Origin of the sequence: Pedobacter faecalis, from assembly GCF_030182585.1 — a bacterium.
In the GTDB taxonomy this organism is placed as follows: Bacteria; Bacteroidota; Bacteroidia; order Sphingobacteriales; family Sphingobacteriaceae; genus Pedobacter; species Pedobacter faecalis.
Genome location: NZ_JARXOW010000001.1, coordinates 2,975,967 through 2,988,956, shown reverse-complemented (window position 1 = coordinate 2,988,956; position 12,990 = coordinate 2,975,967). Strand labels below are relative to the sequence as shown.

Here is a 12,990-nt window from a genome sequence, read left to right as displayed (position 1 = left end):
ATTATGAAATAAAAATAAACTAGAGCGCGGCCTTGACCAGGAAGGGCAGCATCTCCTTCTGAAAGCTCACGAAATTCTTACGCACGTCGGCATCGCTCACCGAGGTAAAGGCGAAGGAGAACACGATGCTTTTGCTTGCCTTGAGCAAGAAAGCGAGCCCCTCTTTTCTCGAAGGATTATGTTTAAAATGGTCAAGTTCAAGATAAGCCGAAAGGAGAAGCGACTCCAACTGGTCGGAAAGATGTTTCAGAAACTCCTGCGAGTTGGCATTCTCCCGCACAAAGTCCCAGCCAATAAACTCATTGCACACCGTATAGGTCAGCCGGCAGGTCTTCATCACCAATGCCTTCAGATGCTCTTCCTCATTGGCAAACTGCACCTTGTTCTGCAAAATCTCCCGCAGGTTCAGGTCAAGATAGTTCATCAAAATGGCATCCAGGATCTGCACTTTGCTTTCGAAGTACTTATACATCGTTGCCTTGGCTATACGCGCCTTCCGTGCAATTTCGTTGACACTGGTTTTATGATAACCGTATTTCCTGAAAAGCTCTTTCGCAGCCCTGATAATACTTTCTTTAATTTTATCCGGTTCCATCAGTTACGCACGTTTATCATCTGTCCGCCCAGCAGCACGGTTCTGTATTTTTTTAAATATTTAACGGCTGGTGCCTTTTGCGGACTGCCGTCCGTCAGCAAAAACTTAGCCCCTGTACATGGGTCGGTAGCCGTCACGCCGCTTTCGTCGGGCGACACCTGGCAGCCCTCCTGCGGGTTCACAGAACTGCAGCGGTCGAACGCCACATACTCCCCGCCGATCGCTACGATCATCAGCCCCTTTACGCCCTGATTAGGCACCAGCACCACATTATTCACCTTTTTCAGGTTAAACTCCTGTATGGTAATATTGAAATTTACCGGAACCTCCGGAATATAGTTTTCTGCCTTTCCGCAACTGCACAGCAGCGCCAGACCTAAGAAAACCATACCCCATGCCCGGTTCATCAAATTAAAGCCGATTTATATTGCTTAAGGAAGCGCACGTCATTCTCAGAGAACAAGCGCAGGTCCTTAATCTCAAACTTCAGGTTCGAGATACGTTCTATACCCATGCCAAAAGCAAAACCGCTGTATTTCTTACTATCTATACCGCAGTTTTCCAGCACGTTGGGATCAACCATCCCGCAGCCCAATATCTCTACCCAGCCGCTCTGCTTACACATCTGACAGCCATCGCCTTTGCAGATTGTACAGGATATATCCATCTCCGCAGAAGGCTCCGTAAAAGGAAAATAAGAAGGGCGGAAACGTACCTTGGTACCTTCACCGTACAACTCCTGAACGAAATAGAACAAGGTCTGTTTCAGATCAGCGAACGACACGTTTTCGTCGACATACAACCCCTCCACCTGATGGAAAAAGCAATGTGCCCTGGCCGAAATAGCCTCGTTGCGATATACCCGCCCAGGCATAATAGCGCGGAAAGGTGGCTTGCCCGATTCCATCATACGCACCTGCACAGATGAGGTATGCGTACGCAAGGCGATATCCCCCTTGCCATCATCTTCTCCCGGCTTCGCTTTGCGGATAAAGAACGTATCCTGCATGTCGCGCGCCGGATGCTCCTCCGGAAAGTTCAACGCAGAGAAGTTATGCCAGTCGTCTTCGATCTCCGGCCCTTCGGCCACCACAAACCCAAGTTTGTTGAAGATCTCCACGATCTCCCGGCGTACCAGGGCCAGCGGGTGTCGCGTACCCAGTTCGAAACCCTCTCCGGGCAGTGTCAGGTCCATGTCGGCCGACTTCCCGGTATCCACCGCGCTGCTGCTGTCCTTAAGTTCCGCATACTTAGCCTCGGCAAGCTGTTTAAACTCATTTAAGACCTTACCAAGTGTACGCTTTTCTTCGGGTGAAACCGCTTTAAACGCATCGAACAAATCCTTAATGATCCCTTTCGTTCCCAAAAACCTGATCCGGAACTGCTCCAGTTCGTCTGCATTGTTCGTCGTAAAGGCCGAAACCTCCGAAGTATATTGTGTTATCTTATCTTGCAACATGGGGTCAAATATACGCTTTTACAATCCTATATCACGCCTAAAGCCTTACCAACCTTGGTAAAGGCAGCAATAGCCTTATCCAGGTGATGCTGCTCATGCGCTGCAGAAAGCTGCACCCTGATCCGGGCCTTGCCCTGCCCAACTACCGGATAGTAAAAACCGATGACATAAATGCCCTCTTCCAGCATCTTTGCGGCAAACTCCTGCGCCAGTTTGGCATCATAAAGCATCACGGGAACAATCGGGTGAACGCCCTCTTTAATATCAAAACCGGCAGCTTTCATGTTTTCGCGGAAATACTGTGTATTGCGCTCCAGCTTGTCGCGCAGATCAGTCGTCTCGCTCAGCAGGTCGAGCACCGCCACAGAAGCACCCGCAATAGCCGGAGCCAGGGTGTTTGAGAACAGGTACGGACGTGACCGCTGCCTGAGCATATCAATAATTTCCTTTTTCCCCGATGTGAAACCGCCTGAGGCACCACCTAATGCCTTACCCAGCGTACCGGTAATGATATCTACCCGGTCCATCACGTTGAAATGCTCGTGGGTACCGCGACCAGTCTTGCCAATAAAACCTGTACAGTGCGACTCATCGATCATGACCAGTGCCTCATATTTGTCGGCCAGGTCGCAGATCTTATCCAGCGGTGCAATAACACCGTCCATCGAAAAAGCACCATCGGTAACGATAATGCGGTGACGCGCATCCTTCGCTGCGATCAGCTGCTGCTCCAGGTCGGCCATGTCCGCATTCTTGTAACGGAACCGCTTTGCTTTACACAAACGCACACCGTCGATGATCGACGCGTGGTTCAGTTCATCAGAAATGATCGCGTCCTGATCGCCAAACAAAGGCTCAAATACCCCGCCGTTTGCGTCGAAAGCCGCAGCATATAAGATCGTATCTTCTGTACCCAGAAATTCCGAAAGTTTAGCCTCAAGCTGCTTATGCACATCCTGGGTTCCACAGATGAACCGCACGGACGACATACCGTAGCCATATTGATCGATCGCCTTCTTGGCAGCCTCGATCACAGCCGGGTGCGATGAAAGTCCCAGATAATTATTTGCACAAAAATTTACGACTTCCTGACCGGTACTGACCTTGATATCGGCGCCCTGAGGGGTTACAATAATACGCTCGCGCTTATATAGACCGTCTTTTTCTATTTGTTCAAGTTCCTGTTGCAGTGCAGGCTGTAAAGTTTTGTACATAATAAGTTGTTTTTTGTTGGCGGCAAAGTTATGAAATTATACCTTTAGGTGGTACTGTCAGCGCAGCGTCATCAAACTTTAATCAAATATTACTGTTACCTTGTTAATGAAACACATCTGTACCGCACTATTTTGCTTTTTTACTACCATTGGAGCGCTTGCCCAGCAGCTTAAACTTAGCGGATACATCACCGATGACGCCGGGAAACCCGTACCTTTTGCATCCGTGTACATCCGGAACACGACCAAAGGCACCTCCGCTAATGTCGACGGCTATTACAGTTTTACCATACCTGCAGGAACCAGCACCATCGTTTACAAAGCCATAGGCTATAAGCCTGTAGAAAAAGCGCTCAATCTGAGCGGCAACCATACCGAAAACACCGTACTGAAGGAAGAAAGTTACAGCCTTGCGGGGGTTACCATACGGAGCGATGGTCGCGATCCCGCCTACCGGATCATCAGGCAGGCCATCAGAAGACGGCTGGGGCATAAGACAGAGGTTAAAAGTTATACGGCCGATGTCTACATTAAAGGTGCCCAGAAGCTTGTAGGCGCTCCAAAAAAGTTCTTCGGCCGCGATATTCAGAAAACGCTCGACCTGGATACCAACCGCAAGGGCATTATCTACCTTTCGGAGTCGACCTCCAAACTGGCTTTTGAGCGACCAAACAAGATCCATGAAGAAATGATCTCTTCGAAGGTAGCGGGTCAGAACAATGCTTTCAGCTTTAACAAGGCTTCCGACCTGATGGTCAATTTCTACGAGAATGTGGTGATGGAGAACATCCTGAGCGCAAGAGGATTTGTATCGCCCATAGCCGAGGATGCCATGCTCTATTACCGGTATAAATTGTTGGGTACCACCACAGAAAATGGTGCCACGGTCAATAAGATCCAGATTATCCCCAGGCGTGAACACGACCCGGTTTTCAGGGGCGTTGTTTATATCCACGACGAAACCTACCACTTGCTCAGCGCCGATGTGTATCTGACAAAAAGCACCGGAATAAATCTGCTCGACACGCTCAACATCTCTCAGCAGTTCCTAAAGACCGGGGAGACTTATATGCCTTCCAGCATCAACCTGCAATTCAATGGCGATGTGCTCGGCTTCCAGTTCCAGGGCTATTATATCGGGGTGTACAGCAATTATGATATTGACCCGGAACTGCCCAAGGGGTATTTCAATGGAGAGCTGCTTCGCGTAACCAAGTCGGTCAACAAGAAAGATTCCTCCTTCTGGAACATGGCCCGGCCTATACCGCTTACCGCAGAAGAGCGGGCCGATTACCGGCGTAAGGACAGCATTGCGGCATATCGCAACTCCGACCACTACCTGGATTCTGTAGAACGGGCGGGCAACAAATTCAATGCACTTAAGTTTGTGGTGGCCGGCCATACCATCAGCAACCGCCGGAAGGAGTCTACCCTCCGGTTCGATCCGCTTTACAAGTCTATTTTCTATAATACAGTGGAGGGCGTTACGCTGCGGCATGGGGTTACGTATACCAAGCAGTTGGAAGACTGGCGCTATCTGACTTTACGGCCTGAGCTTCGCTATGGCTTTTCTAATGAAACCCTAACCGGGAGTCTCACAGCTACCTACCACTACAAGCCCGAGAAGCGTGCAAGTTTAAGTGTGAGCGCGGGAACCGGGATATACGACCTCAATAACTTTGGTTCCATGAGCCTGTTTGGCAACAGCATCAACTCCCTGTTCTTCGAGACCAACTTCTCTAAATTCTATAAAAAAGCCTTCGCGAATGTGTCGACCACCAGGGAATTGTTTAACGGTTTTCAAGCAACCTTAATGGCCGACTTCTCGGAAAACTACAACCTGGTGAATACCACACGCTTTAAGATCAAGGACCTGAAGGGGGAAACCTTTACCTCCAATAACCCCTTTACACCCGACTCAGAAACGCCGCTTTTTCCAACATATAACGCCTTTAACCTGAGCGCTACCTTAAGTTACACGATCGGACAAACCTATATCACCCACCCTGAAGGGAAGTTTTACCAGCCAGCAAGATATCCGGTTATCGACCTCCACTTCCGGAAAGCGGTAAAAGGCATATTGGACAGCGAGGTAGAGTACGACCTGCTGGCGCTGGAAGTTTCACAAAACCGGATCCGGACAGGCATGTTTGGCTATTCCTCTTTCGTTGTTGGCGTAGGAAAGTTCCTGAACCGGAACACCATCTACTACCCCGAGTTTAAGCATTTCAGGGGCAATAACAGCTTACTGGGACAACCCGATCTGCGCAAGTTTCTTTTCCTCGATTTTTACCTGTACAGCACCGATCAGCAGTATGCGGAACTGCATTACGAACATAATTTCAGCGGAATGCTCAGCAATAAAGTACCATTTCTGCGCAAACTTAAACTTGAGGAATTTATTGGCGCGAGCTACCTTACCCAGCCCGTGAAACGCAACTACACTGAGTTCTATTTTGGCTTGCAGCGACTCATCCTGCGTGTAGCCTATGGCTTTGCTTACGACGGCAATAAGAAAGTCGACCACGGCTTCAGGTTGTCGTATGGCTTCTAGCTAACCAGGCTTTAAAATAAAAAATCCCTTGCCTACCGTCAGACAAGGGATTTTTTACGTCTTATTGATAAGAACTCGTAACGCTTCTTAAATGCTTAGTTTCTTTTTGATATCAGCAGGGATACCTTTTTTATGCAGTAGAAACGCAGTGGTCTTATACTTTACGAAGTTCTTGGTAACGTACAAATAACCCTTATAGTCGTTTGTAGCGCCCCATGAGTTTTTCACCACGTAGTACTCTTTACCGTTCTGATCTTTCGCAATACCGGTAATCTGCATACCATGGTCGTCGGTCGTCTTATAGTTATCGAAAGCTTCCTGACGCATTTCCACGGTAATTTCCCTTTCAGGTTTTGGTCCGTTAAACAGGTTTCTCTGCTCTTCGCCGCTCATGTTTTCAAATTCCTTTTCAGGAACGAAAGCGATACCGTTCTTCCAGCTGAAATATTTTTCACTCACGTCTGTAGCCCATGCCACGGTGAATCCGCCTTTCAGTGCGTTATCTATGATTTTGGTGATATCATCCATAGGCACATTATATACCTGATCGAACGACCAGTTGTCCGGAACCATCAGAACAGCCTTGGTGTAATACGGCGAGGTATTGAAAGAAGAAAGCTCCACATAGTCGGCCGGATTGATGCCTACCACCTCTTTCGCAAAAGTCTGCGGCGTATACTCCTTACCTTCAAAAGTGAATTTCTCAGGAACTGCACCCATGCAAGAATCGATGGTGCGGATATATCTTGCTTTCCAGGTGGCGTCAAACTTACCGTCAGGTGCGTTAACCGCCTTTTCAAGGATCGCCTTGGTCAGCTTGTTCATACGGTCGGACGAGCCAGGGCTGCCATAATCATTACCATTATATACTTCCTGTGGCAATGCACCATATTTAGCAAACATGTTGATTACGTCGTGACAAGCACCGCCGTCGCCCAAAGTAAGCGCGCCGTGCATACGTACATAATTCATCCCTTTTTCGATGTAGGCGTTTCTTGCGGTAAACAAGTCGGCCAGATCCACAGGCTTTTTACCCATACGGATCATTTCCGATTCCAGGAAAGAGTTGGTGCTGTAGCTCCAGCAGGTACCTGATGATTTCTGGTTCTTTACCGAAGTAGCTTCTGTGCTCACCACCGGTGTAAAAGTAAAACTGTTCTTGCTGGCCTCGCTTTGGTTGTTTTTAAGCGAATTTACCAGGTTGTCTTGCGCAAAGCCCGAACCGGTGGCCAACAGCAATGCTGCGCCTACCCAGGCAGATTTCATAAAGTTTGTAGTCATTTGTATGTTTAACAGTTAGTTTGTTGATTTATAAACGCAGCAAACTTAATAATAATCTGGCACATCAAACAGATTTGCAATAATGTTACATCTGCCCTGAGTTACCACTGTCGCACTTGACCATTCTCTACCAGCAGCACCGCAGAAAACACCCGGTCGGGGTCTAATGCTGCTGCCGTCTGCGTTATGACCTTTTTATCGCGCTTTACCCGCTTGTTGAACAGCGTTTTTCCCTGATATGTCACTTTCACCTTTTTATCGAGGTTTAGCAGTTCATCGTTCAGGTAGATCAGCAAAGCCGGGTGTGTATTGTGTTCGATCTGTACCGTATTCCCCGAAACAGAAACCGTAGCCAGAGCGCCGGCCTGTCCCTTTCCGCGCGGTGCGCCCAGCCAGTAAAACTGATCGCGAAGCACATCATCCTGCTGCCAGGACACCCGCGAAGGCAAAGCTTTTCTGCGGAAAGAAGCCAGCCATGGCATGGCAACTGTATCCTTTCTGTTCATCCAATGCGGCATATCCGGATAAATCTGCACCTCATGGACAAAATCTCCCGGATTGGCCGCAGCCAGGCTATCCAGTTTTTTGCCCCATACCGCGGCCAGCTCATTACGCTTGTAAGCCGCGTCTTTACCACCCATGTAGATGGCAAAAGGAAGGTTGCGGAGATTAATGGCCGCCGCATCGCCGGGGTGACCCGCCATCATGGCTGCAGCAGCCCAGTAGGGCGCTAAGCGAGGGGCAAGCTGAAAAGTGCCGTCGCCCCCCGCCGAATAACCCGTAATATATATCTTATTCGGATTTACGTCCTCCATCAGCATCGCCGCCTTAATCACTTCCGTAAACAGGGTGTCGATATGCTCCTGATGCCACAGGTTCCAGGTATCTGTAGGTGCCCTTGGTGCCAGATAGATACCCTCTTTCGGGGTATACAGCCCAATTTGATTCTTCCACTGCTGATCATTGGCCGCAGCGGTTGTGCCCCCGCCCCCATGCATGGAGATGTAAAGGCTCCGCCCATCCGCAGGCTTCTCGCCCAATACCCGGTACTGAAACTTAAGGGTATATTCACCATTGCGTGCCACCTTCTGTTGCCACACAGATGCCAGATGCGCCTTCTGAAGCGCCTTTTGCTTCTCCAGTTCCGCCGTGGCGAACTGCTCCGCCTCTCTTTTTTTAAGTTGGGCGTGCAGGCTTATCGGAGACAGCAAAAACAACATCACTATGGCCACGCACAGGCACGGCAAGGTGTAAATACGGAAAGACATCATACGAGCTAGAGTTTAACAGCCTAAAATAAACAATTAAAGCCCGTATTATAAAATCAAAGCACCGGCATATACCGTGTCGCCCGTCCTTCTGCCGTCCGCGGAATCAAAGTTCATGTAACAATGCAGGGTAACGCCCGCAAGGTACCGTGGCACCAATACATCGCAGATGCAAGCACGACGGCTTACCACATGAACACTGCTGACTCCTGCATTCTTTTCCGGAGAATAAATCAGGAAAGTACCCCGGTCGGCATACTGGCAGTTGGGCGACTGCGGCTGCTCTGCCCAGGTAAACCTGAGCTTATGCATCCCACCGGTACCCTCATCGGCCAGGCGCGTAACCTGCACCCCGCAAGGCATGGACACCGGTCCGCGACTGTAAACCAGCCGTGTATAATCCAGATAGTCTTCCTTGAAAACCCGCGGGTAATTGTAAGAAAACGCCGTGCCTAGTATCTCTTTGCCCTTGGCGGCCGACTTAAACCCCGCCGCAATAAGGTCAGCGTTTCTATGAAGAAAACGGCCTAATTCCGCGAAACGTTCCTGCTGTTCAAGTTGTGTTTCTGTTGCTTTCGCTTTACTCCGCTTATGCAGCCCGGTCATAACATTTCTGCGCTTGCCACGGCGACCGATCACGACTCCGGCCTTTTTAAAAAAAGTGCCGAGCAATCCATTATTTACAATAGCCATGTGCTTACAGATTAAAGTTACCCAGATACGTGCTATTGGCCGTTGCCTTGCGGTCGGCCGACACGAACGAAATATACACTTCCATATAGCTTCCCTGAAGCGCATCCGGTATCACCAGCAGATCTCTGCCCGCTTCGCGCCTGTTTCCGAAGAAACTAAGATAGCTATCCCCTGTTTCAGGAAAGTACGCCAGCATCATGACCTGGTCAGAACTTCGCTCCCAGGAGAGTTCCGTATCTACAGCCCAGCTGAATTCCAGTCCGGCAGACACCTGCGTCACTGCCGGATCCTGCGCAGGTAAAAGCGTTCCCTGACTGACCCTCAGCCGATCATAAGCGACCGTAGCATTCGGATAACCGCCCTGAAGAGCATGCCTGCGGTTATAGCTCATCGCTTCATTAAAACAATTTAAATCTTTCCCTAAAATCTCCGGCGCAAAGCCGACATTAATAAACGGAAGCAGTTTGCTCAGTAGCGGACTCATTAGCTCTACCTGCTGTCGCGATGCCAACTGCTTTTCCGTCGGCGGATTTAAATTCACCCCTATCGTCCGTGCAACATTTTTTCCCTTCCTGGTATAGTAGACCAAATTGCCTACCTTCCCGGTTACCTCCCCGTGGAGGCCGTTTTTAATAATACCCATGTTTTTTTAATAGATTGTTAATTACCCAGGATACTGGGATTTTTGGTAAATATAACTAAAAAGCGTTTAACTGGCCAAGTGAATGTTCGGGAAAATTAAAAATAATATTCTGATAATCAACAATAAAACCTCCGGCCTACATGACCATTGCGTTATGTTTGGGAGGGGTTTGGAATACCCCCTGGGGTATATCAAACCCCTCCCAAACCCCAGCCAATCATAATTCAATTCTCCTGATATAAGAAGCTTTATAAATAGTTACGATATAAAATTGCCGTGCTTATCCCAAACAAGGAGAGCACTGTGGTAAATGCAATGAAATTCCTACATTCGGGTACGATGAAGAAACTGGTGGTATTAACGGGCGCTGGCATCAGCGCAGAAAGCGGATTAAAAACGTTCAGAGACTCTGACGGGCTGTGGGAAGGCTACGACATTGAAGAAGTAGCTACGCCCGAAGGCTGGAGGCGAAATCCGGAACTGGTACAGCGTTTTTATAACGAACGGCGCAAATCGGTACTGGATGCGCAGCCAAATGCCGCGCATCTGGCCCTGGCCGCAATGCAGGAGCATTTTGAGGTACAGATTATTACACAGAATATTGACGACCTGCACGAACGTGCGGGCTCAAAAAATGTCTTGCATCTTCACGGACTCATCACCATGTCGCAGTCGGACGCCGATGCCAGCCTGACCTACCCTATTGATGGCTGGGAAATTAAGATGACCGACCTGTGTGAACACGGTAAGCCCTTGCGCCCGCATGTCGTTTGGTTTGGCGAAAACGTCCCTAACCTCCTGCCTGCAGCGGAACTATGCGCCGGGGCCGACGTGTTTGCTGTGATCGGCACATCACTGGCCGTGTACCCGGCAGCGGGGCTTACCGACTATGTGCCTTACGATATCCCGAAATATGTGGTCGACCGCAAAGTACCTTACATTAGCGGCGACTATATCAAGATTGAAGCTCCGGCGACCGTCGGTGTTCCGCGACTGGCGGAGTTGCTCCGTACCTTACCAGCTTAGACTCACGCGCACGCCCTCCGGACTATTATCAAAACCCAAATGCAATGTACGGGAAGCCGCATGCCAGTTATGTTTTGCACCGGAAAGTTCCGCGCCCGATGCGTCGGTAACCTTCACACTACGTGGTTCGGCTGGTAACAGCACACGCATGCTGTTGATGGTGTTGGCGGGACTCTTACAGGTAAAGGTGTAGGTCTTATTGCCTATCACCTCATCATATACACGTGCCGCAGCAGCAAGTACCTGGGGCTTGTTCTTATCTGCGATCCTGTTCAGATTATATAAGAATGCCTGCTCTCCTGGTTTCACTACCTTTTCGGTAAGCACAGGAAGCTCTGGATCAAAAAGATCGATGATGAGCCCCTTGACGGTATGAGGATCTGTGTTTACGCTTTCGTCCATCACGGCAACGATATCATAGGGTCCTCTTTGCAGGAAAAGGTTGTTCTTAAAGTTCAGTTTACCGGCGCTGGCTTCCTGTTCAAATGCCTGCTTCACGGTATTCAGAAAGATAGCGTCGCCATTGGCTTCCATAGCAAATTCCTTAGGGTTCTTTCTGATCACGTACACCGCGCCTTTGCCTGCTTTGAAATATTGTGCGCTATTGTCGTCAGCTGCCGCAGCGCCGGTCTGTGCAGGCTGAATGCCGAGCAGCTTAAAGAGGTGGTCGGACGGCGCCTTGAAAGCATTTCCCTTGATATTCCACCATTCCATGACGCTTTGGTAGGGGTCGTTATCGCGACCGCAGTACACGAGTACACCACCCGCTTTAACCCATTCGGCTAAATGTTCATGTGCCGCCGCAGCATCGGGCTTCATGTTGGCATAGCTCATGATAAGCACTTTAATGTCTTTAAGGGTGTTCCTGAAGGCCAGGTTTTCCATGTGTACGGTTTGTACCGGCACACCATTTTTGAGCAGCGGCAAGGTCTGTCCGTAGAAGTTAGAGAAGCGCGGATCGCTGTACCCTGCGTGTTCAGGAAACTGCTGGAACATAAGGCTGTTGCCCATCAATACACCAATGGCATTGGTACCGTTGACGCGGTTGGCCGACAAAGGCATATGGTTTAGCGCGTTGACCATCACCTGCATCTGGGTAGAATAGTATTTGGGGATCAGCACTTCCTCTTCGCTGTTGGCCAGCCGGTACGGGCGGGTATAAATGCGCTCGGGCCATGGCATCACCTCATAATCGGCCACCATAGGATATAGCAGTTTGGCGGTGAAAGTGGCCTGGTAGTTCAGTTTATAGTCTAACCAGTCCTTCGGCCTGTCTTCAATAGGATCGGTAAGAAAAAAGACTTTACGCCCGGTTGGCGCGGTCATGGACACCATAGAACCATACTCCAGAAATGCATTTTCGAAGACCCGCTCCCTGACCTTGCCTTTATAAAAATTCGGTTCGCGCGAAGTACCGGTCCACACCTGTGCAATATACCCATCTATGCTCTTTAATGAAGCCAGGCTGGCTTCGGGACTGACGATTCGCCAGGAGGCGTAGTTGACCAGCGAGTGTGTGGGAATATAGACTTTGACGTCGAGCCCTTTGCTTTTGCCGTAGGACTTAGCATATTCTGACACCTCTTTAATGGCGTTATAGTAAAGCTGATATTTGAGCTTTTGCGACAAATAGGTGTTTTCGGGTGATTCATGCTGCGGGCGCCAGTCGAAGCCATAAAACTTTTTCCATTCCTGTTTGAAGACCTCACTGTATCCGGCCCTTGCCCAAAACTCAGGCTCCTCGAGATGAATGGCCGTGATGCCGGCATCGATCACCTTTTTTACAACCGCAGTTTTCATATAGTCGATATAGGAGGCCACAGGTACGATGTAAGGCACCACATCCTTATCGTGCCAAATGATTTCGCCGTTGCGTTCTACCTGCCCAATGTCCTGGTGGTTCTTGCCATCCCATTTGCCGAGGAAGTAATCCTGATAACCGCCCCAGGCTATGCCTGTCATAAAATGCGTCTGATAGCCCCGGTCGCGCCACGATTTAACACGCTCTTCAAAAGTCATTCCCCGGCGGTCGCCCGCCCCATACACAATGGCAATGTCCGACCGGACATCTATTTCTGGTCGCCAGGCACTGCCGGTTTGAAACGCGGTTTTTTCAGCAGGTTTCGGATCGGTTTGAGCCACAGCATGCCTCATTAGGGCGGGCATGGATGCAGCAAGGCATAAAGAAAAGAGTTTGGTGTTCATGGTTTATCTGGTTACAGTTGTGTTGCCTAAAAATAGTATTTAAAAATAGGAT

At 49.4% G+C, this 12,990-nt stretch carries 11 protein-coding genes; 2 read left to right on the top strand and 9 right to left on the bottom strand.

All coding sequences use genetic code 11. The features are described from left to right. Positions 1-19 precede the first annotated feature (19 nt). Genes QEP07_RS13590 through kbl form a run of 4 tightly spaced genes read right to left on the bottom strand, consistent with a single transcriptional unit; the run spans position 20 to position 3,268 of the window. A complete protein-coding gene (locus tag QEP07_RS13590) occupies positions 20-595 on the bottom strand; it encodes a TetR/AcrR family transcriptional regulator (protein WP_256001815.1) in 576 nt (191 codons plus the stop codon). Next, on the bottom strand, positions 595-1,005 hold the full coding sequence (locus QEP07_RS13585) for a Rieske (2Fe-2S) protein (RefSeq protein WP_285010701.1): 411 nt from the start codon (positions 1,003-1,005) through the stop codon (positions 595-597). The genes QEP07_RS13590 and QEP07_RS13585 overlap by 1 nt, the downstream gene beginning before the upstream one ends. Continuing rightward, positions 1,002-2,054: a phenylalanine--tRNA ligase subunit alpha gene (pheS, locus tag QEP07_RS13580; protein WP_285010700.1), complete on the bottom strand. Its 1,053-nt coding sequence runs from the start codon at positions 2,052-2,054 to the stop codon at positions 1,002-1,004. The genes QEP07_RS13585 and pheS overlap by 4 nt, the downstream gene beginning before the upstream one ends. A gap of 26 nt (positions 2,055-2,080) precedes the next feature. Beyond that, positions 2,081-3,268, bottom strand: coding sequence for a glycine C-acetyltransferase (gene kbl / locus QEP07_RS13575; protein WP_285010699.1), 1,188 nt, complete (start codon positions 3,266-3,268; stop codon positions 2,081-2,083). Positions 3,269-3,374: 106 nt separating this feature from the next. On the opposite strand from kbl, the gene QEP07_RS13570 reads away from it, so the two are divergent. After that, entirely contained in the window at positions 3,375-5,822 is a 2,448-nt protein-coding gene (locus QEP07_RS13570) for a DUF5686 and carboxypeptidase regulatory-like domain-containing protein (RefSeq protein ID WP_285010698.1), read from the top strand. 87 nt (positions 5,823-5,909) lie between these two features. Here QEP07_RS13570 and QEP07_RS13565 read toward each other — a convergent pair whose 3' ends face one another. The 4 genes from QEP07_RS13565 to QEP07_RS13550 all read right to left on the bottom strand — a co-directional run bounded on the left by QEP07_RS13565 (position 5,910) and on the right by QEP07_RS13550 (position 9,707). Beyond that, positions 5,910-7,103 (bottom strand): C1 family peptidase, encoded by a 1,194-nt coding sequence (locus QEP07_RS13565; RefSeq protein ID WP_285010697.1) that lies wholly within the window; start codon positions 7,101-7,103, stop codon positions 5,910-5,912. Between the two features lie 101 nt (positions 7,104-7,204). After that, complete coding sequence (locus tag QEP07_RS13560) at positions 7,205-8,374, bottom strand: dienelactone hydrolase family protein (RefSeq protein WP_285010696.1); 1,170 nt, start codon at positions 8,372-8,374, stop codon at positions 7,205-7,207. 45 nt (positions 8,375-8,419) lie between these two features. Further along, the gene (locus QEP07_RS13555; protein WP_285010695.1) at positions 8,420-9,064 is read right to left on the bottom strand and encodes a DUF6266 family protein; all 645 of its coding nucleotides are present in this window, start codon (positions 9,062-9,064) and stop codon (positions 8,420-8,422) included. 4 nt (positions 9,065-9,068) lie between these two features. Continuing rightward, the gene (locus QEP07_RS13550; RefSeq protein WP_285010694.1) at positions 9,069-9,707 is read right to left on the bottom strand and encodes a DUF6266 family protein; all 639 of its coding nucleotides are present in this window, start codon (positions 9,705-9,707) and stop codon (positions 9,069-9,071) included. Between the two features lie 315 nt (positions 9,708-10,022). On the opposite strand from QEP07_RS13550, the gene QEP07_RS13545 reads away from it, so the two are divergent. Continuing rightward, positions 10,023-10,733, top strand: coding sequence for an SIR2 family NAD-dependent protein deacylase (locus QEP07_RS13545; protein ID WP_285010693.1), 711 nt, complete (start codon positions 10,023-10,025; stop codon positions 10,731-10,733). Here the strand turns inward: QEP07_RS13545 and QEP07_RS13540 are convergent. Then, positions 10,722-12,938: a hypothetical protein gene (locus QEP07_RS13540; protein WP_285010692.1), complete on the bottom strand. Its 2,217-nt coding sequence runs from the start codon at positions 12,936-12,938 to the stop codon at positions 10,722-10,724. The two genes, QEP07_RS13545 and QEP07_RS13540, sit on opposite strands and share 12 nt — an antisense overlap. Positions 12,939-12,990 lie beyond the last annotated feature (52 nt).

Excerpts from the sequence above, each read along its gene's own strand:
- QEP07_RS13590 (WP_256001815.1), bottom strand. The coding sequence starts at position 595 with ATGGAACCGGATAAAATTAAAGAAAGTATTATCAGGGCTGCGAAAGAG.
- pheS (WP_285010700.1), bottom strand. The coding sequence starts at position 2,054 with ATGTTGCAAGATAAGATAACACAATATACTTCGGAGGTTTCGGCCTTT.
- kbl (WP_285010699.1), bottom strand. The coding sequence starts at position 3,268 with ATGTACAAAACTTTACAGCCTGCACTGCAACAGGAACTTGAACAAATA.
- QEP07_RS13570 (WP_285010698.1), top strand. The coding sequence starts at position 3,375 with ATGAAACACATCTGTACCGCACTATTTTGCTTTTTTACTACCATTGGA.
- QEP07_RS13565 (WP_285010697.1), bottom strand. The coding sequence starts at position 7,103 with ATGACTACAAACTTTATGAAATCTGCCTGGGTAGGCGCAGCATTGCTG.
- QEP07_RS13560 (WP_285010696.1), bottom strand. The coding sequence starts at position 8,374 with ATGATGTCTTTCCGTATTTACACCTTGCCGTGCCTGTGCGTGGCCATA.
- QEP07_RS13555 (WP_285010695.1), bottom strand. The coding sequence starts at position 9,064 with ATGGCTATTGTAAATAATGGATTGCTCGGCACTTTTTTTAAAAAGGCC.
- QEP07_RS13550 (WP_285010694.1), bottom strand. The coding sequence starts at position 9,707 with ATGGGTATTATTAAAAACGGCCTCCACGGGGAGGTAACCGGGAAGGTA.
- QEP07_RS13545 (WP_285010693.1), top strand. The coding sequence starts at position 10,023 with ATGAAATTCCTACATTCGGGTACGATGAAGAAACTGGTGGTATTAACG.
- QEP07_RS13540 (WP_285010692.1), bottom strand. The coding sequence starts at position 12,938 with ATGAACACCAAACTCTTTTCTTTATGCCTTGCTGCATCCATGCCCGCC.